The 16,769-nt window shown below is 63.4% G+C and carries 18 protein-coding genes; 9 read left to right on the forward strand and 9 right to left on the reverse strand.

The window, feature by feature from the left end:
• Positions 1-13: 13 nt before the first annotated feature.
• The 3 genes from ACNPM8_RS11785 to ACNPM8_RS11795 all read right to left on the reverse strand — a co-directional run bounded on the left by ACNPM8_RS11785 (position 14) and on the right by ACNPM8_RS11795 (position 1,772).
• Positions 14-814 carry an IclR family transcriptional regulator gene (locus ACNPM8_RS11785; RefSeq protein WP_105658947.1) on the reverse strand — a complete coding sequence of 267 codons (801 nt, stop codon included), beginning with the start codon at positions 812-814 and terminating at the stop codon, positions 14-16.
• 95 nt (positions 815-909) lie between these two features.
• Positions 910-1,230, reverse strand: a complete 321-nt coding sequence (locus tag ACNPM8_RS11790; RefSeq protein ID WP_105658946.1) for a putative quinol monooxygenase — start codon at positions 1,228-1,230, stop codon at positions 910-912.
• Between the two features lie 191 nt (positions 1,231-1,421).
• A complete protein-coding gene (locus ACNPM8_RS11795) occupies positions 1,422-1,772 on the reverse strand; it encodes a cold shock domain-containing protein (protein WP_442904076.1) in 351 nt (116 codons plus the stop codon).
• A 91-nt stretch (positions 1,773-1,863) separates the two neighbouring features.
• Between ACNPM8_RS11795 and ACNPM8_RS11800 the strand changes: the two genes are divergently transcribed.
• Complete coding sequence (locus tag ACNPM8_RS11800; RefSeq protein ID WP_448939892.1) at positions 1,864-3,096, forward strand: glutaminase; 1,233 nt, start codon at positions 1,864-1,866, stop codon at positions 3,094-3,096.
• Between the two features lie 10 nt (positions 3,097-3,106).
• Here the strand turns inward: ACNPM8_RS11800 and ACNPM8_RS11805 are convergent, their stop codons facing one another.
• Positions 3,107-4,993, reverse strand: coding sequence for a glycerophosphoryl diester phosphodiesterase membrane domain-containing protein (locus ACNPM8_RS11805; RefSeq protein WP_448939893.1), 1,887 nt, complete (start codon positions 4,991-4,993; stop codon positions 3,107-3,109).
• Between the two features lie 177 nt (positions 4,994-5,170).
• Between ACNPM8_RS11805 and ACNPM8_RS11810 the strand changes: the two genes are divergently transcribed.
• Positions 5,171-5,431: a GlsB/YeaQ/YmgE family stress response membrane protein gene (locus ACNPM8_RS11810; protein WP_400341600.1), complete on the forward strand. Its 261-nt coding sequence runs from the start codon at positions 5,171-5,173 to the stop codon at positions 5,429-5,431.
• An 88-nt stretch (positions 5,432-5,519) separates the two neighbouring features.
• Here ACNPM8_RS11810 and ACNPM8_RS11815 read toward each other — a convergent pair whose 3' ends face one another.
• Positions 5,520-5,819, reverse strand: coding sequence for a hypothetical protein (locus ACNPM8_RS11815; RefSeq protein ID WP_105658941.1), 300 nt, complete (start codon positions 5,817-5,819; stop codon positions 5,520-5,522).
• Between the two features lie 284 nt (positions 5,820-6,103).
• Entirely contained in the window at positions 6,104-6,652 is a 549-nt protein-coding gene (locus ACNPM8_RS11820) for a MarR family winged helix-turn-helix transcriptional regulator (RefSeq protein WP_448939894.1), read from the reverse strand.
• Between the two features lie 207 nt (positions 6,653-6,859).
• On the opposite strand from ACNPM8_RS11820, the gene ACNPM8_RS11825 reads away from it, so the two are divergent.
• Entirely contained in the window at positions 6,860-7,303 is a 444-nt protein-coding gene (locus ACNPM8_RS11825; protein WP_402697681.1) for a hypothetical protein, read from the forward strand.
• 135 nt (positions 7,304-7,438) lie between these two features.
• Positions 7,439-7,921, forward strand: coding sequence for a hypothetical protein (locus ACNPM8_RS11830; RefSeq protein ID WP_448939895.1), 483 nt, complete (start codon positions 7,439-7,441; stop codon positions 7,919-7,921).
• Positions 7,922-8,566: 645 nt separating this feature from the next.
• On the opposite strand, the gene ACNPM8_RS11835 is transcribed toward ACNPM8_RS11830, so the two are convergent.
• Positions 8,567-9,088 (reverse strand): DUF3253 domain-containing protein, encoded by a 522-nt coding sequence (locus tag ACNPM8_RS11835; protein ID WP_208294250.1) that lies wholly within the window; start codon positions 9,086-9,088, stop codon positions 8,567-8,569.
• A gap of 289 nt (positions 9,089-9,377) precedes the next feature.
• On the reverse strand, positions 9,378-9,878 hold the full coding sequence (locus ACNPM8_RS11840; RefSeq protein WP_105658936.1) for a hypothetical protein: 501 nt from the start codon (positions 9,876-9,878) through the stop codon (positions 9,378-9,380).
• Between the two features lie 282 nt (positions 9,879-10,160).
• Between ACNPM8_RS11840 and ACNPM8_RS11845 the strand changes: the two genes are divergently transcribed.
• Positions 10,161-11,072, forward strand: coding sequence for an LLM class flavin-dependent oxidoreductase (locus tag ACNPM8_RS11845; RefSeq protein ID WP_448939896.1), 912 nt, complete (start codon positions 10,161-10,163; stop codon positions 11,070-11,072).
• A gap of 125 nt (positions 11,073-11,197) precedes the next feature.
• Here ACNPM8_RS11845 and ACNPM8_RS11850 read toward each other — a convergent pair whose 3' ends face one another.
• Complete coding sequence (locus ACNPM8_RS11850) at positions 11,198-11,899, reverse strand: FadR/GntR family transcriptional regulator (protein WP_105658934.1); 702 nt, start codon at positions 11,897-11,899, stop codon at positions 11,198-11,200.
• Positions 11,900-12,046: 147 nt separating this feature from the next.
• Here ACNPM8_RS11850 and ACNPM8_RS11855 point away from each other — a divergent pair, with 147 nt between their 5' ends.
• From ACNPM8_RS11855 to ACNPM8_RS11870, 4 genes are read left to right on the forward strand one after another with little or no spacing between them, the layout of a single operon-like run.
• Positions 12,047-13,516 carry a four-carbon acid sugar kinase family protein gene (locus ACNPM8_RS11855; protein ID WP_448939897.1) on the forward strand — a complete coding sequence of 490 codons (1,470 nt, stop codon included), beginning with the start codon at positions 12,047-12,049 and terminating at the stop codon, positions 13,514-13,516.
• Between the two features lie 29 nt (positions 13,517-13,545).
• The gene (locus tag ACNPM8_RS11860; RefSeq protein ID WP_448939898.1) at positions 13,546-14,439 is read left to right on the forward strand and encodes an NAD(P)-dependent oxidoreductase; all 894 of its coding nucleotides are present in this window, start codon (positions 13,546-13,548) and stop codon (positions 14,437-14,439) included.
• A 58-nt stretch (positions 14,440-14,497) separates the two neighbouring features.
• Positions 14,498-15,886 (forward strand): GntP family transporter, encoded by a 1,389-nt coding sequence (locus ACNPM8_RS11865; protein ID WP_448939899.1) that lies wholly within the window; start codon positions 14,498-14,500, stop codon positions 15,884-15,886.
• Positions 15,887-15,904: 18 nt separating this feature from the next.
• A complete protein-coding gene (locus ACNPM8_RS11870; RefSeq protein ID WP_286134669.1) occupies positions 15,905-16,732 on the forward strand; it encodes a class II fructose-bisphosphate aldolase in 828 nt (275 codons plus the stop codon).
• Positions 16,733-16,769: the final 37 nt, after the last annotated feature.

Raw genomic sequence — 16,769 nt, forward strand, 5'->3', positions numbered from 1 at the left:
TCCGGGCACCTCGTTAGTCGGCGCAAGCTGCGCCTAGCATCGAGGTGCCCCGCAGCGCGCGGCTCACCCGCGAAGCCACATCGCGCAGCAGGACGGAGACGTCTCGGTGGCGGGTCTGGAATTCGGCCGGGTCCATGGAAACTGCCACCGATCCGATGACTTGCCCGGCGCCCGTGGTTACCGGGGCGGCCATGCAGGAGGCGCCTCGGATGAATTCTTCGCGTTCGATGGCAATGCCGGTCTCGCGTACGGCGTCCAGTTCTGCGGCAAAGACCTGCGGATCGCAGATGGTCGCGGAGGTCATCCCGGGCATGCCGTGCTTGTCCAGGTAGGCGTGGCAGCGTTCGGCATCCATGGCCGCCAACAGCACTTTGCCGAAGGCGGTGGCATGGGCACCATTGTTGAACCCGAAGCCCATGGGGGTGATGCGCGGGCGCAGTGGCGACTCAACGACGTGGGCGACCACGATATCTTCTCCGCGGTGCACTGCGTAGTAGGCGGCGGCATCGGCCCGCACATGCAATTCGCGGATCAAGCGCGCCACCGAAGGCGGGGTGCCTACCTGCCGGCGCAGCGAGTTATCCAGGGCGTGAAGCTTGTAGCCCAGGGCATAGAGCCCTTCATCGCGCAGGTGGACCAGGTGGCCCGACAGGGTCAAGGTCTTGAGCAGGCGATAAACGGTAGGCAAGGGCATCTGCAGTTCTGCAGCGATCTCCTTGGCAGCCATACCCCGGTTATGCGCGGCCACCACGTCCAGCAAGGCGAATGCTTTTTGAACTGAAGCAAGGCCAGCTAGTGAATCGTTATATCCCATAACTCCATCTTGTCGAGGTGAGCTGGGAACTTCAATATGAGTCGCAGCTGCCGCTGGCCTTGCCCCAGCAATTTCAGGGTTCATCGCAAAAGTTGCTAGCTGATTTCCAATTCGCCCATGCGGTCCCAGGTATCGCCTTCGATCTGCCGGCTGACAATGCGCGGAGTTTCAACCAGGGCCGGCGCCATGTCGATCATGGCCTGCTTGAAGTGGTCGCTGCCCACGTGGTCTCCAGCTGCGTCGTCCTGGAAGGCTTCAACCAGAACGAATTCGTTGGGGTCTTCAAGGCTGCGCGACCAATCAAACCAAAGGTTGCCTGGTTCCGCACGGGTTGACTCGGTGAAACTGCGCACCAGATCCGGCCAGCGGTCTGAGCAATCCGGCTTGACTTTGAATTTAACGACAATAAAGTACACGATGACGTCCTTTCGGTAAGCAGCACATCCCTGCAGAAACAGGGCCTACTGCCAGTTTCCCCGGTGCCACGCGGCTGGGCCTATACGCATTATCGACAGGCGAGAATGCGGCAATCCCAAGAGGACAACAGTGTCCTGCAGCAGCCATCCTGTCCGCGGCTCCAGGCGCGATAGTGGCAGTGAAATCCAAATCAGAGCAGCCTCAGCAGCGAGTGGTTGCCGGCCAGATCCTCATCGCCCATCACGGCATCCTTCGGCGGTCCCGCTTCAATCTTGTATTCGACTGATTGGCCTTCTTCGACGCTCATGAATCCGAAGCTCTGAATTGCACTGCAATGCGCGAAGGCATCGGCAAATCCGCCAGAAGGCTGGATGAATCCGAAATTGCACGCATGATCAGCCTGCATTTCATGATCTCTCTTCTTATGATCGGGGCCAGCTTTCTGTCCCCATAGAAGTCCCCGCACGGCAAAGCCCTGCGCGGCTGAACGTCCCAGAATTCCAGCAACTTCTGCAGGCACTTTCTGACCGGCCGTAAGCATGGGTACACGGCATAGGGCGCTCTTGCCGATAGGGTGGGCCGTAACCGGAACAATGGCAGAATCCGCCCGAGATCCAAGAGGAAATGGCACCATGAAGAATCCGATTCCCGATTACCTCCACGAAGTGCTCGATGCGCTGCGCGACGACACCTCCGGGCAGCGCGCCGGCTACATTCCCGAACTGGCCGACGCCAATCCGGATTTCTTCGCCCTGGCCGTGACCACCGCCATGGGCAGCACCTACACCGCCGGGGACGCCGGGATCGAGTTCACCATCCAGTCCATCTCCAAGCCCTTCGCCTACGCGGCGGCCATCATGGACCGCGGGCTGGAGCATGTGCTGGAACATATCGGGGTGGAGCCTTCGGGCGAGGCCTTCAACGAGCTGTCGCTGGAGGATGGCACCAATCGGCCGAAGAACCCGATGATCAATGCCGGGGCGATCGCCGCCCACGGCTTGCTGGGCGGCGCCGACGCCACCGGCGAGCAGCGCGTTGACCGGGCACTGGATTTGTTCTCCGCACTGGCCGGGCGCCGGCTGCGCATCGACGAAGCAGTCTTCAACTCGGAGCTGGGCACCGCGGACCACAACCTGTCCATGGCCCACATGCTGCGCAAGCACGGGATCATCGACGATGACCCGCATGAGGTGGTCACCGGCTACACCCGCCAGTGCTCCATCCTGGTCACCGTGGCGGATCTGTCGGCGATGGCCGCCACCTTGGCCAATGGCGGGGTGCAGCCGTGCACGCATGAGCGGATCATGGACGAGGCCACGGCCCGCCAGGTGATGTCGGTGATGGCGGTGGCCGGAATGTACGACGGGGCCGGCGACTGGCTGACCCGCGTCGGGATCCCCGCCAAGAGCGGGGTGGCCGGCGGGCTGGTGGGCGTGCTGCCGGACCAGGTGGGCATCGGCGCGTTCTCGCCGCGGCTGGATTCGCACGGCAACAGCCAGCGGGCGCGGCGGGCCTTCGAGCGGCTGTCCACGGACATGGGCATGCACCTGCTGGCCCCGAGCCATGGCCGGCTCGATGTCATCGACGTGCAGCGCGGCGGCACGCGCGAGACCTTCTCGCTGCAGGGCAACGTGCAGTTCACCGCTGCTGCCGAACTGCTCGATATCATGTCCGAGTCGCGTTTCGACGGAGACGTGCACGTGGATATTTCCCGGGTCTTCTCCTTCACCGATGTGGCCCGGCGAATGACCTTGGAAGGGCTGCGCCGGCTGCGCAATGAAGGGCGTCGGGTGTTCTTGCATGATCCGCTGCAGTCGCTGGCAAATCCGGATTTGGGCGATGGTACCTATCCGGAGACGCCCTGAGCGCCGGAATCTAGCGGAAGATGTCCAGGTACGCCAGCGCGGAACCCACCCGGTACTCCGCGGCGGGGTTGTTGGCCACCAGGTAGCGGTCCCGGATGGCCAGTTCCACGTTGTCGGTGACGATGCCGTCCACGCCGATGCCCAGCAGCTCGCGGATGGTGGACTCGTCATTAACGGTCCAGGCATACACCTCCCGGTCCAGCGCGTGGGCCTGCTCCAGGAATTCGCGGGTGAAGGAGGCCTGCTCCAGGGTGTAGAAATCGGCGTTCGCCTTCGGCAGCCCGCCCACGCTCATGGCCACGGTCAGCCCGACCCGCAGCTCGGGGCGCTGCGCCTTGATTTCCTTGACTGCCCGGGGGCTGAGCGAATGGTAGATGTTCTGCGTGGTGGTCCCGGTCGCGTCCAGCTGCGCCAGGAAGCGCTCCAGGTAGCCCTTGGATTCGTGGCCGGTGACCTTCAGCTCCACGAGCACCGGGATGCCCAGCTCATCGGCGTGCTCCAGGTACTCCTGCATGGTGGGGATGCGGTCGGCGAAGCCGCCTTCGCGCACGGTGGCCTTCCGGACTTCGGCCAGGGTCATCTCGTGGATGTTCCGGTTCACCCCGGCGACCACCAGCAGGTTGGTATCGTGGCTGGCTACGAAATGCCCGTCCGCGGTTTCCTGGAAATCGGCCTCGACGATGTCGGCCTGATGCGTTGCCGCGGCTTCCAGGGCTCCCAAGGTGTTTTCCACCCCGCCCGCCGAGTAGCCGCGGTGGGCCAGGATCTGCGCGTCCCCGGCTCCCGTTGCGGTCTGCCCCAAGGCAGGGGATGCGGCAAAGCTCGCTGAAAGCACCAAGGCCGCGGCCGCGGTCCCGGCGGTGGCCTTCAGTGCGCGCGACTGCGCGCTGCGATGCCGCTGCGAGCGCTCCTGCAGGGTGACGGGCAGTGCCAGGTGCTCGCGGCTCAGGGCCACCACAATCTGGATCGCCACCACGGTCGCGGCTCCGATCAGCAGGAAACCGAGCGTGTGTCCCACGCCGATGCACAGGGTCGCCACCAGCGCGGAGTTCTGCACGCCGAGCAGGCTGGCGGCCAGATCCGAGGTCCATACCAGCGCCTCGACCAGCAGCGAGGCGCACAGGGCGCAGACTCCCAGCGGGATCCCGATCAGCAGCAGGTAGCGCAGGCTGTTGCGGTGCGTGGCCTTCAGGCGGGTGCCCAAGGCAGCCAGCGGCCGCTTCGGCCCGACAGCCAGCAGCGGCAAGGTGAGCACCAGGCGGAGGTTGGCGTAGATGATCGCCCCGATCATCAGCAGGTAGATCCCCGTGCTCAGCGGCGCCTTGAGGTACTCACGGGTCACGAAGGGCGGGATCCCCACACCCTGGATCAGCACCGAAGACAGGCCCAAGCCGCCCAGCGGCAGGGCGAGGAAAAAGTACACCATCATCAGCGGCGAGGGGTAGGACAGCATCCGGCCAAGGCAGGCGGCGGTCTCGCGACACTCGGCCCGCAGGTTGGGAGGCTTCCCGGATTGCTGGCGGTTGACCATCACGATCAGTGCTACGAACTGCACGCTCACCGCGCCCAGTGCCAGCACCGCGATGGCCAGCAGGAGCAGCACCGAGACCGGATGGGCCAGCAGCACGGTGTAGGTCCGGTCGGTGACGTTGTTCAGCTTGCTGATTTCCAGCGCCAGGCCGAAGAGGTACTTGATCGCAGGGATGACCAGCAAGCCATTAGCTGCCTGCAAGGTGGTGATCACCGCCAGGTAGCGGAAAACGCGCACGTGCCCAAGCTTCAGCACGCGCAGCAGGAAACCGAGGATCTGCCTCAGGGCAGGCAGGCCGCGGCCCGAGGGCAGCGCAGCGGCAGGAAAGTTCTGCCTGTCCTTGCGCGATGAAATCCTTGGGTCCACTGCTTTGCTTTGCCTTCCCGCCCGCCGGGTACACCTCGGCTCTCCTTGCAATTCTATCGCCGCCACGTGCCGTTCGCTGTGCGCCTGCTGGATGGCAGCTGCGGGTAGCTTGCTGGACAAGGGGCGAGTGTCGCCGCCAACGGGCAAGACCCAATACGAACTAGTCGAGAAGAACCCATGGATATTTTAAGTTGGATCGTTTTGGGACTGATCGCCGGTGCTATTGCCAAGGCCATCAAACCCGGAGAGCAGGGCGGCGGACGGCTCGCTACTTTGCTGCTGGGCGTCGTCGGCGCAATCGTAGGTGGCTGGATCGGCTCAGCAGTCTTCGGCGAAGGCGTGGACCAGTTCTGGTCCCTGTCCAGCTGGGTCCTGGTCATTGGCGGTTCGCTGATCGTACTAGTCATTAGGGGATTGCTCACGCGCAAGCGTGCCTAACTGCACCTGCAGAGCAACGGTCCACCACGGAATAGTGGTGGACCGTTGCCGTATGAGGAAGTGCCTCTCGCATGCCTGCGCCGGATGCTCACTGGCGAGAATCGGATTCAAAGTCCCGATCCCGAGCCGAATCAACCTCGGGGCCAGTGTCCGCTTCCTTGGTGGAAGACTCGCTCTGTTCGAGCTCGTCAGTACTGTGCTCGTGAATCGTCTCGCGTAGACCCTCGACTTCCTGGGCCCGTCCTTCCCAGTAGGCCGGCTCTAAGCCGAAGCCATTAGTCGCTTCTTCGGCCATCTTCTTGAAACCATCTCGATGGTCCTCCAGAGCGTTATTCAGATCCTCGAACTCAGCATGACTGACACTTACATCAACGTGCTTTCGTGGCATTTGCATCATCCTAACTTGTTAGAAAGGCTAAATACTTTCTGGTTTCGTCTAACTTACGCGTCCAAGTTGCCTGCGACAGCTACCACAAGGTTTTCCTCAGAAACCTGTCTTCAGAAACACAGGAACTAGGCCCCTCGCGCGTCAGACGATCACTCAACTAGAGCACGTGGAGAATCAAAATCACTGAAGGAAACTAAACGGGCAACTATCCCTTGGTCGGTCTGCTAACTAAGGTATCGGTCAGATCTTCCAGCGTGGATAAAGCGGTGCTATGCGCTCTGCACCTACCGGGAAGACGCGGTGCTCTCCGCCATCTCAGATTTCCCCCTGGAAGGCTGGCTTGGCTCGTCCTCGACCTCGACGCTGCGGATCATGGCCTTCAGGAACTTGGCAACCGCAACCCTCTCGGCCTCGGAGAGCGTGCCTACGGCATCCATCATCTGCTCATGCATCCGATGCAGCGTTCCTCGAACGTCCGTATCACTGTAGTCAGTGGGCACAATTCCCACAGACCGCCGATCTGCAGGATGCACAATACGCTCGGCATACCCATCGCGGCATAACCGGTCGATCAATACCGACACCGAAGCATTGGAGATCCCCAGTTCCTCAGCAAAATCCCGCTGGCGGGGAACCAACCCCTTACGGTGCGCAGCGAGCAGGAAGCGCAGCGCCGACATATCGGTCTCATTCATTCCCATCGAACCGCGGGTCGCAGCTCGCATCTTGCGCTCCGCCTCACGGTACTTGCGCATCAGATTCAGCAAATCCACCGCCTCGGGCACCGAACGGCCCTCGCCGTACCAATACCCACTGGCTTGATACCTACTCATGAAAACTCCTTCCGCCGGATGCGAACGCCATGCCCGCAACCCTTGGGGTTCCAATACCCTTCTTCGCGAGGTCCAGCTTGCTCAACACAGAAAAAATCATGTAACCTATCTAATAGTTAGCTTGTCTAAAGATATTCTACTACGAAACAGCTATCAGTACCGGAGTGAAAGATGAAAGAATCCTTAGCAGTTCCCGTAGAAACAACGATGCATGACACCAATTCGTGGACCACGCGAATCCACAAGATCGCCGCCTTCGCCTCTGAAGAGTGTCGGAGCCGGGACGCGGTGCATTCAGCAATATGCACCATTACCGGGTCCCCGGAGCAGCTGGTCGTGAATTTGGCCTGCACCGCGAAGAGTGAACGGGACGTATCCTCGCTGATGCAATATGTCAACGACACCCTCATGCCGCAGATGGAGACAGCGCTCGGTGTCCGATTCGAGGTGAAGAATCTGCAGTTCGCCGTCGCCGGCAAGGAGAGCCTGCTCGCAGCACCAGAGCACGCGCCCGAAGCTGGACTCCCAGCACATTGGCTCGATCAGCCTTCCGCCGCACCTTCGCTGGCCCCCACCACTGGTTTAGGGTTCGAACCTACCAGTTTGGGAAGTGAATCAGATGGATCCCATGCAGATTTGAGCATGGCCTAGGATCTGCAGGACCCGCCGCACGCCAAGAGCGGCACCACCAAAACGACGGGACCTTTCCGAAGCGCATCTCACTGCGGAGAATTACGTCCACATCGATATTTTTCATGAGCAGTGCACGAAAGGGAAGTATCTAAAATGCCAGGTCGAATCGCACGAACCCGAACCGCAGTCAGAGTCGCTGATTTTCTCGCCACCCGTGAAGGCAAGTCCCACCTGTCCGACTACGGCTGGGCGCAGGGAATGCCGATCGTCATGACGCAGCCTGCCGAATCGCTCAACGATGCCATGGGCATGGCATCAATCCATGGCCGTGCAGTGCTGGTGGCCATGCTCGATCCGCAAACCGAAGAACTGCACATGATGCATGTCACCGTCCCCCAAGCAGCACTGAAAGTCACCAGGGCCTGCGCTGATCGACTCACCATGGAAGAGTTCTTCGAACGCCTGGCGACCGAGCTCATTGCTGAGTTCCGTGTGAAATTCTGGAAGAACACTGCCGTCGCCCACAAGATCCCAGCCTGCCCCGCTATGCAGTCGCGAACCACCTCACCGGCTCGATATCCTCTCCCGGAACGCTGCCACGCAGAAGCGCCCGGCGCGGCGGGCCCCAGCCAGTAAGCCCTTCAGCCCAGCGGTCCTGGCTCATTCTCATGGCTGGTCAACACCCATGTTGGGTTGGACCGCTAATGGGCCAGAACCGGGCTTCTTCTGGGGGCTAGTTGTTGGCCTCGGTCCTCTATCCAGGGTTGCGGATACCAGGATCCAGAACAGCCACTAAGCCACAACAAAGTGCACAAAGCGTGATGGCATTACCCATGAAGCGATGATGCTCCCCTTTCGTAGCCTTCGAACCGGGATCTTCTGCCTGCCAGTTCCCTTTCAATGACGCCTTTTCGTGAAAATCATTAAGAAATGCTCACCATCAGCACGTAAAGTTACCTGGGACGCAGCGTCCACTTCAGTCGACTGCCTCCTTTCGTTGGAACTTCGGCAGTTAAACATTTAAGGACGGATTCCAGGAGCTCAGCGAAAAAGTTCATCCCCTACCGAGTTATGCTCGATATTGACCGCGAAGACGACAGCTACTGCCTCTTTAAAGCGCTCCAGCATTACGGTCGATAGCTTAGCGACCACAGCCGGCTCATGGTCACCGAGCACGGCGTCTAGAGGGTCGACTCCTTGCCCGAAGCACTCCCTCTTCACCGGGCATGAAGACCTCGGTGCCAGCATATTCTCGGTTCTTCCCCTAGAGATCGGGCAATTTTATTCGCCTGGGTGTCGGCGTCTAATCCGAATTGGCCCTTTGACACCGTCAGCTTCCACGGGCTCGCCATTTTGAGTTGCAACGACTTCACCTTGCACGGCCAATGCCGCGGCAATCTGGCGCACTTGTCCCATGTACTTACGCCACCCTTCGTCCGGCCCGCCCACTATGCGTGCAACATCACTCGGGCAGATTGACGTGTTTGCCCTATGGCTCAGCAAGCTGCGAATGGTCGCGCGAATTCGCTCTCCCATTGAATCCGATTCCGGCTCCTCCCACCACGGCTGTCCACGTTCGCCCAGTGCGAGCTTGGCATTATTCACACGCTTGCTAGCGCCGATTTCGCCTTGCTTGACTGCCCGGCGGGCTGACATCAGCTCGTTGACCAGCTCTTGTCGTAATTTCGCAGGGATCGAGGGATCACTGGCTCTCCACCGCCGCCCCTTGATTATCAGGTAGCGCCCGTCGGTGGTGGTTTGTACTGGCTTCTCTGAAGGTGCCATCCTATACCCCATCTCCATTCAAAGTCCGACTCCCGAAGCGCACCGTCGCGCTGATCGCATCCTATGGCGAATGAGTCAACTACTAGAGAATTTGCTTTCTATAAATCGTCGAAAATTAACTTGATGAAGGGCAATTGCATTCGCGGACTGCCGCAGGGTTACAGCTGTTTGATAGCTGCAGGGCTTCGGCATTTTATCTTCGTGGCTAGTGCCAGATAGGCGCTGGCACTCCCCCGACCTCTGGGGATGCTCGCTTGGTTTCGGAGCACGCCAACTACTCATCAAATGCTTCCGATACCCGCTCCGATCATGGTTTGGCTGATGCCGGGTTCAATTTTTCCCCGAAGGCAGGGGTCGTTACGGCGCATTCCACGCGTTCGCCGGGCTTGCCGGTTTGCGCCGCGATCTCCTTTACCCCGTCGAGCAGGATCCGGCAGGTGGCGGTGCTGCCTGCGGCAGGCGTAGCCGCGATGGCTGCATCCTTTTCGGCCGTGATGACGCTCTGCGCAGTCCAGATTGATTCGCTGTTCTTGCCAGCACCGCTGGTCGTGGCCACCGCTTGCTCGGTCACTTCGGCCGAGTCTTCGCCGCGGCTGGGCGAGTCCAGGTAGGACACATCACTCAGCGCATCGGCGGCTTCCCCGCTCACGGTGATCTCGTAGGTCACCGCCCAGGCATCCGCAGTCGATTTGTCGAAGCTTTCAATGGCGCCGCATCCAGTCAGGCCCATGCCGAGGACAAGCGCTGCGGAACTGGCCGCCAGCCAGGTCGAAGTGCGGTTGGATGCTGAACGCGAAGTGCCGTGCATGGGATTCCTTTTCTCAGGTGGACGCAGCTGCTGCTTTCACTACGTGTCAACACTAGTTCCGCGCGCCGGCGATGTCCTCCCGACCGGGAATGATATCCGTTGCCCCGCCTCCCCCTCAGGGTGGAGGCAAGGATCGCCAGCGCTCCCCCCTGCCTGCCGCGTCTTGGATGCCCCGCAGCCCTGCGCAACGCGGTAAGCTCACTGACTGGACCCTCGCCGTTGAAAGGACATGATCATGCAGCTGCAGCTTGCCCCGGAGAATCGCAAAGCAGGGCTGCCTGCATGAGGCTTTCCATACTTGACCAGGTCCCGCTCACCGAGCACACCGCAGGCCAGGCCTTGTCCAGCGGCCTGCAATTGGCTCAGGATGCGGAAGCGCTGGGCTACCACCGCATCTGGTTTGCCGAGCACCACCACTCGAAATCCTTCGCCAGTGCCGCCCCGGAAATGATGACCGCGCTGGCTTTGGAACGCACGGAGACCATTCGGGTCGGCACCGGTGCCATCTTGCTGCCGTACTACCAGGCGCAGAAGGTCTCCGAAGCCATGGGCCTGCTGGCCGCCGTGCACCCGGACCGGGTGGACATCGGTGTGGGCCGCGCTGTACTCTCGGACCCGCATTACGCGCAGAAGATTGCCGCCCTGGTGCATGATCTGGACGCCGTCCACGAGCCCTCGGATACCGAACCGGCAGGCCGCGTCTGGGTACTGGGCGCCGGCGGTTCCACCGCGCCCTTGCCTGGAATGCTCGGGGCGGGCTACGTCCATGGGCACTTCCTGCGCCCTGCTGGCGGCGAGCCTGCCACCCGGGCCTACCGCGAGGCCGCGGCCAACGCAGGGCACGCCGCCCACACCGTGCTGGCCGTTCGCTTTGCCACCGCCTCAACCGAAGAGAAGGCGCAGGCCCTGGCCAATGCGCTCTTGCTCTGGCGCGTGCGCAAGGACCTCGGCCACGATGGACCGATCCCCTCGACGGCAACGGCGGCGAGCCACCCGTGGAATACGCAGGAACTGGCCCGTGCCGAGGAGCGCAGCAAGGCGCTGATCGTAGGCACCCCGGACCAGGTCCACGACCGGTTACTGGCCTTGGCCGAGGAGCACGGTGCCGACGAGCTGATGCTCAATACCTTGGTCTGCGACCCGGCAGACCGGTTGGATGCCTATCGCCTGCTCGCCGAGAGTTTCAACGCCTGAGCTCGGCTTCGGCGTCATTGCCATGCATCCCGGTCAGCTGCTCATGGCCCAGCACGCAGGGATGCACTCCGTATCCCTGGATACCGCGTTCCCGCCAGGGTGCCAAACGGCAATTGGCTGGGTGGCTATCGATTGAGCACGAAGGTGTTCAGGTCATCGAGCGTTTGCTGCATGTGGTTGTCCATGGCTTGGCGTGCTTGGGAGCTGTCGTGCCGCTGAAGCGCAACCAGGATGTGCTCATGCTCGGCGATGGCATGCTGCTGGATCTGCGCGAAGGCGCTGGTCTCGCGCCTCCGTGAGGAGAGCACTCGGCCCAGCGGCTCGTAGAGCGCCGAAACGAAAACATTTCCCGAGGCCCGCAGGATCACGTCGTGGAATTCCAGGTCCGCTTCGACAAAGCCGTCCAGATCGGCGGCCGCGTGTGCTGCGCGCATGGCTTCGAGCAGTTCGCCCATTGCTGCCAGCTGCTCCTCGGTGATCCGCGAGGCGGCCAGCTCGCAGGCGCCGGTCTCCAGCATGCGGCGCAACTCGATCAGCTGCACGGCGGCCGCGGCCGCCCCCACGCCGGCGGTTGTGGCGCGTACTACCGCCTCCAGCGAGTTCCACATGTTGACCGGATTCACATAGGTCCCGCGGCCCCGTTCGACGCGGATGATGTTCTGCGCCGCGAGTGTCTTGATCGCTTCGCGCACCGTCATCCGGCTGACTTCCAGGGTCTCGCAGAGTTCCAGCTCGCCAGGAATCAACTCGTCAACCGACAGTTCACCGCTGACTATGCGGTCCAAGACGCTGTCGGCGACCTCTACGACCAATGACTTCCGGGCCATGCTTCCTCCATCCCCGGGACAATTCATCCCGCCAAAGACCTGTCCAGTCTATGTCCCGCAGGCAGTTGCGGCTGACCGCGATCCATGTAACACTAATCGTCATGACAGATGTCTGACATCTTACCTATGATGCCGAGGCATTGCCCAATGACAAAGGAGTCCTTGACCATGCTTGAGTCCGAGTTGCTCGCCGGATACCTCCCGGAGCGCGAGATCGCGCCCGCGAAAATCGCCGAGGCCGCGCGCTCCACCGGCAGCGTGCTGGTGGTCCTGGATGACGACCCGACCGGAACCCAATCGGTCAGCAACCTTCCGGTGCTCACCAGCTGGGAAGTCGAGGACTTCCGCTGGGCCTTCGCCCTGCAGCTGGATGGCGAACGCCCGCTGGCCGTCTACGTGCTCACCAACACCCGCTCCCTGGACGCCGACGACGCCGCACTGCGCAATGAGCAGGTAGCCCAGGCCGCCTTGCAGGCAGCGGCGGAAACCGGCCTGTCGGTGTCCTTTGTCAGCCGCAGCGACTCCACCCTGCGCGGGCATTTCCCGCTGGAAACCGACACCTTGGCCGCCACCGTGGCCGCCGTGGATCCGGATTCCTCGGTGGATGCCGTGCTGATGGTTCCTGCTTTCGGCGAAGCCGGGCGGATCACCGTGGCCGGCGAGCACTACATGCGCACCATCGATGGCCAGGTCGCCAAGGTCAGCGAGACTGAGTTTGCCAAAGACGCCACCTTCGGATTCAGCACCAGCTATCTGCCGGACTACGTCGCCGAGAAGACCGCCGGGCGCATCGCGGCCAAGGACGTGATGGTCCTGGACTTGGACACCATCCGTGCCGGCGCTTCCTCCATCGCCACCCGCCTGGCCGAAGCTTCCAACGCGCAGGTCGCCACCGCGGATATCGTCACGGAAAATGACCTGCTGGCCTTGTCCGAGGGCCTGCAGCAGGCCGAAGCGGCCGGAACCCGCGTGCTGTGCCGCGTGGGCCCGCCCTTCGTGCGTGCCCGCATCGGCCAACAGCAGCGCCAGCCGTTGTCCGCCGAGGAGATCTACGCGGGCAACGGCGCCGAGCGGCGCACCGCCGGCGGGCTGATCGTTGTGGGCTCCCACGTGGGCGTGACCACCCGCCAGCTGGCCGACCTGACCAGCCGGCACTCGAATGCCACGGTGATCGAGCTGGACGTCCCGGAAATCCTCGCCGACGGCTCCGAGGCCTACCTGAAGGGCAAGGCCGCGCAGATCAGCGCCGCCCTGGCCACCCAGGATGTCATCGTGCACACCTCGCGCAAGCTGGTGAAAACCGATGACGCGGCGCAGTCGCTGGAGATCGCCCGCACCGTGAGCGCTGCGGTGGTTTCGGTCGTCAACCTGATCCTGCACGCCACTCCCCCGCGCTTCGTGATCGCCAAGGGCGGGATCACCTCCTCGGATGTCGCCGCCCATGGCCTGGAAATCCGCCATGCCATCGTGCGAGGGCCGATGCTCCCGGGCATTGTCTCGCTCTGGGAATCGGTGGACGGACCTGCCGCCGGCATCCCCTACATCGTCTTCGCCGGCAACGTTGGCGACGACAGCTCGCTGACCGCCGTCACCGCCAAGCTGAGCGCCACTTTCTAACCATTCTTTACAATTTCCTGGAGATCCCAATGAGCACTACCAAAGTTGCAGTCCTCGGCCTGGGCGCCATGGGCCTGCCCATGGCAACCCGCCTGGCCACCAAGCTGGAAGTCAACGGATTCGACATCTCGGCCGAACGCATGGCCCTGGCCAGCCAGTCGGGCATCACTACCTTCGCTTCCGCCCGCGAAGCGGTCACCGGCGCTGATGCACTGCTGCTGGCAGTACGCAACGGCGAGCAGCTGGATGCCGTGCTCTTCGGCGAGCAGGGCGTGGCCGGGCAGCTCAAAGCCGGCGCAGTGGTCATCCTGACCTCCACCGTTGGCCTGGAAGCGGGGCCCGCCACCGCCAAGCGCCTGGCCGAACTGGGCTTGGGCCTGGGGGACGCGCCGCTCTCCGGCGGCCCGGTGCGCGCAGGCGAAGGCGACCTGCTGATCGTGGTCGGAGCCGAGCCGGATCAGCTGGAGAAGGTCCGCCCGGTGCTGGAGCTGCTGGCCTCCACCCTGAGCATCGTGGGCGACAAGCCCGGCGATGGCCAGGCCCTGAAGACGGTGAACCAGCTGCTGTGCGGCGTGCACATCGCCGCGGCCGCGGAGGCCCTGGCCCTGGCGGACAAGCTCGGCCTGGACCAGGCCACCACCCTGGAAGCGCTGCAGGCCGGCGCCGCGAACTCCTTCATGCTCGGCAACCGCGGCCCGCGCATGCTCGAGGCCTACTCCGAGGATGGTGCCGAAGTGCTCTCGCGCCTGGACATCTTCGTCAAGGACATGGGCATCGTAACCTCCGCGGCCCGCTCCCTGCACCTGTCCACCCCGGTGGCCTCGGCGGCCGAACAGCTCTACCTGCTGGGCGAAGCCCACGAGCTGGCCGCGGCCGACGATTCCGCAGTCATCAAGGTCGTAGCCCCGAAGGCTGCCCAGTAAAGTCATCAGCGCGCGAGTTCGACACCCGCGCACCGCGTCAAAGGAGACGACACGACCCATGAGCCCGCTAATGCTGCTACTGATCGCAGTGGCCGGAGTGGCCCTGCTGCTGCTCGGCGTCATCAAGTTCAAGATGCCCGCCTTCATCGTCCTGCTGCTGGTCAGCATGCTCGTGGCCCTGGCTGCGGGCATCCCCATCCAAGAGGTGGCCGGCCTGGTGACCACTGGCATGGGCGGCACGCTGGGCAGCGTGGCCGTGCTGGTGGGCCTGGGCGCGATGCTCGGCAAGGTCATTGAGATTTCCGGCGGAGCCCAGGTGCTTTCCACCCGCTTCACCGCGCTCTTCGGCCCGCGCCGGGTGATCGCCGCGCTGACCACCGCGGCCTTCCTGCTGGCCATCCCGGTGTTCTTCGACGTGGGCTTCATCGTGCTGGTGCCGATCATCTACGGCTTCGCCAAGGCCCTGGGGGTCTCGCCGGTGAAGATCGGCCTGCCGGTGGGCGCAATCATGCTGGCCATCCACGTTGTGGTTCCGCCGCATCCGGGTGTGGTCGGCGGCGCAGAGATCCTCGGCGCCGATATCGGCTGGGCCACCATCCTGGGACTGGCGTTCTGCGCCCCGCTGGGCGTCTTGAGCTACTTCGTGGCCAAGCGCATCAACCGCCGTGAGATCCCGATGCTTCCCGAAACCGCCGAGCAGTTCGAATCCTTCGGCTCCGGCCAGGGAACTAGCGGGGGCAGCACCATGGTGGAAACCAAGGCCCCGACCTCGTCCATGGTCATTTCCATGATCCTGCTGCCGATCGTGATGATCATGCTCGGCACCGTGGGCGGCTCCCTGGTCGCCGCGGAATCCGCTGCGGCCAACATCCTGGGCTTTGTCGGATCCCCTGCTGTCGCGCTGCTGGTCACCGTGCTGGCGGCCTACTACCTGCTGGGCGTGCGCAGCGGCTGGAGCAGCGAGCAGACCGGCAAGGTCATGGATTCGGCCCTGGCCCCGGCGGCCATCGTGATCCTGGTGACCGGCGCCGGCGGCGTGTTCGGCAAGGTGCTCACCGAATCGGGCATCGGCACCGTGCTGGCGCAGTCGCTGTCCTCGGCAGGACTGCCGATCATCGTGATGGCCTTCATCCTGGCCGCGATCCTGCGCGCCTCGCAGGGTTCTGCCACGGTCGCGATCATCACCACCACCGGCCTGCTGGCCGCAGCGGTGGAAGCCGGCGGCTATTCCACCGTGCAGACCGCGCTGATCCTGGCCGCGGTGGGCTTCGGCGCCTTCGGCCTGAGCCACGTGAACGACTCGGGCTTCTGGATTGTCACCCGCTTCCTGGGCCTGTCCGTGGCCGAGGGACTGCGCACCTGGACCGTGCTGACCACGGTGCTGGGCGTGGCCGGATTCGCGCTCACCGCCATCACCTACGCCATCATCACCGCTGCAGGAGTGTAATTCCCGATGCTCACCCCCATGAACCAGATGGTCGCCCAGGCCATTGCCGCCGGGCACGCCGTCCCCGCCTTCACCTGCTACGACTTCACCACCGCGCTGGCCGTGGTCGCCGAGGCCGAGGCCCAGGACCGCGCGGTCATCCTGAATGTCGCGCCGAAGGCCGCCGGGTCCACCGCGGGCCTGCGGCTGATCTCGGCCCTGCGCACCCTGGGCGAGCACGCCGCCGTGCCGGTGGCGATCCAGCTGGACCATGCCAGCGACGCGCAGCTGATCGCCCGCGCCGTGCAGGCCGGCGCCACCGCGGTGCTGGCCGACGGCTCGGCCGGGACGCTGGAGGAGAATACCGCGTTCGTCCAGCAGGTGCGTTCGCTGATCGGCCCGGAGGTGGTGCTGGAAGCCGAACTCGGAGCCCTGCCCGGCAACGAGGACAAGGCCTTCGAGCAGAGCGCCTCCCAGCTGACCGATCCGGCGCAGGTGGCCCGATTCGTCCAGGACAGCGGCGCGCAGCTGCTGGCCGTGGCCATCGGCAATGTCCACGGCCGCTACAAGGGCGAACCGAAGATCCATTGGGATGTGCTGGAAGCCATCAATGCCGAATCACCGGTGCCGCTGGTGCTACACGGGGCGTCGGGCATCGCGCCTGCGGACCTCTCGCGTTCCATTTCCTTCGGGGTGGGCAAGGTCAATTTGAACACCGAGCTGCGCACCGGGACCATGGCCGCGCTGGCTGGGCAGCTGGACGCCCGTCGCGCCGATGGGCAGAATATCCTGGGCCTGCTCGGTGACTGGGAGCGCGCGGTCACCGAGGTCGCTTCGGCGACGTTCGCCGCGCTGCGCGCCAAATAGCTTGCTGCCATCGGCTCATCCGGTGGCGGCGTGCCGT

The organism is Glutamicibacter sp. AGC46, assembly GCF_053543715.1.

Bases quoted from the DNA above. Each gene is read 5' to 3' on its own strand.
- ACNPM8_RS11810 (WP_400341600.1), top strand. From the start codon at position 5,171: ATGGATATTTTAAGTTGGATCGTTTTGGGACTGATCGCCGGTGCTATT.
- ACNPM8_RS11830 (WP_448939895.1), top strand. From the start codon at position 7,439: ATGCCAGGTCGAATCGCACGAACCCGAACCGCAGTCAGAGTCGCTGAT.
- ACNPM8_RS11795 (WP_442904076.1), bottom strand. From the start codon at position 1,772: ATGCTTACGGCCGGTCAGAAAGTGCCTGCAGAAGTTGCTGGAATTCTG.
- ACNPM8_RS11815 (WP_105658941.1), bottom strand. From the start codon at position 5,819: ATGCCACGAAAGCACGTTGATGTAAGTGTCAGTCATGCTGAGTTCGAG.
- ACNPM8_RS11865 (WP_448939899.1), top strand. From the start codon at position 14,498: ATGAGCCCGCTAATGCTGCTACTGATCGCAGTGGCCGGAGTGGCCCTG.
- ACNPM8_RS11855 (WP_448939897.1), top strand. From the start codon at position 12,047: ATGACAAAGGAGTCCTTGACCATGCTTGAGTCCGAGTTGCTCGCCGGA.
- ACNPM8_RS11825 (WP_402697681.1), top strand. From the start codon at position 6,860: ATGCATGACACCAATTCGTGGACCACGCGAATCCACAAGATCGCCGCC.
- ACNPM8_RS11870 (WP_286134669.1), top strand. From the start codon at position 15,905: ATGAACCAGATGGTCGCCCAGGCCATTGCCGCCGGGCACGCCGTCCCC.
- ACNPM8_RS11835 (WP_208294250.1), bottom strand. From the start codon at position 9,088: ATGGAGATGGGGTATAGGATGGCACCTTCAGAGAAGCCAGTACAAACC.
- ACNPM8_RS11860 (WP_448939898.1), top strand. From the start codon at position 13,546: ATGAGCACTACCAAAGTTGCAGTCCTCGGCCTGGGCGCCATGGGCCTG.
- ACNPM8_RS11800 (WP_448939892.1), top strand. From the start codon at position 1,864: ATGAAGAATCCGATTCCCGATTACCTCCACGAAGTGCTCGATGCGCTG.
- ACNPM8_RS11845 (WP_448939896.1), top strand. From the start codon at position 10,161: ATGAGGCTTTCCATACTTGACCAGGTCCCGCTCACCGAGCACACCGCA.
- ACNPM8_RS11820 (WP_448939894.1), bottom strand. From the start codon at position 6,652: ATGAGTAGGTATCAAGCCAGTGGGTATTGGTACGGCGAGGGCCGTTCG.
- ACNPM8_RS11785 (WP_105658947.1), bottom strand. From the start codon at position 814: ATGGGATATAACGATTCACTAGCTGGCCTTGCTTCAGTTCAAAAAGCA.
- ACNPM8_RS11850 (WP_105658934.1), bottom strand. From the start codon at position 11,899: ATGGCCCGGAAGTCATTGGTCGTAGAGGTCGCCGACAGCGTCTTGGAC.
- ACNPM8_RS11840 (WP_105658936.1), bottom strand. From the start codon at position 9,878: ATGCACGGCACTTCGCGTTCAGCATCCAACCGCACTTCGACCTGGCTG.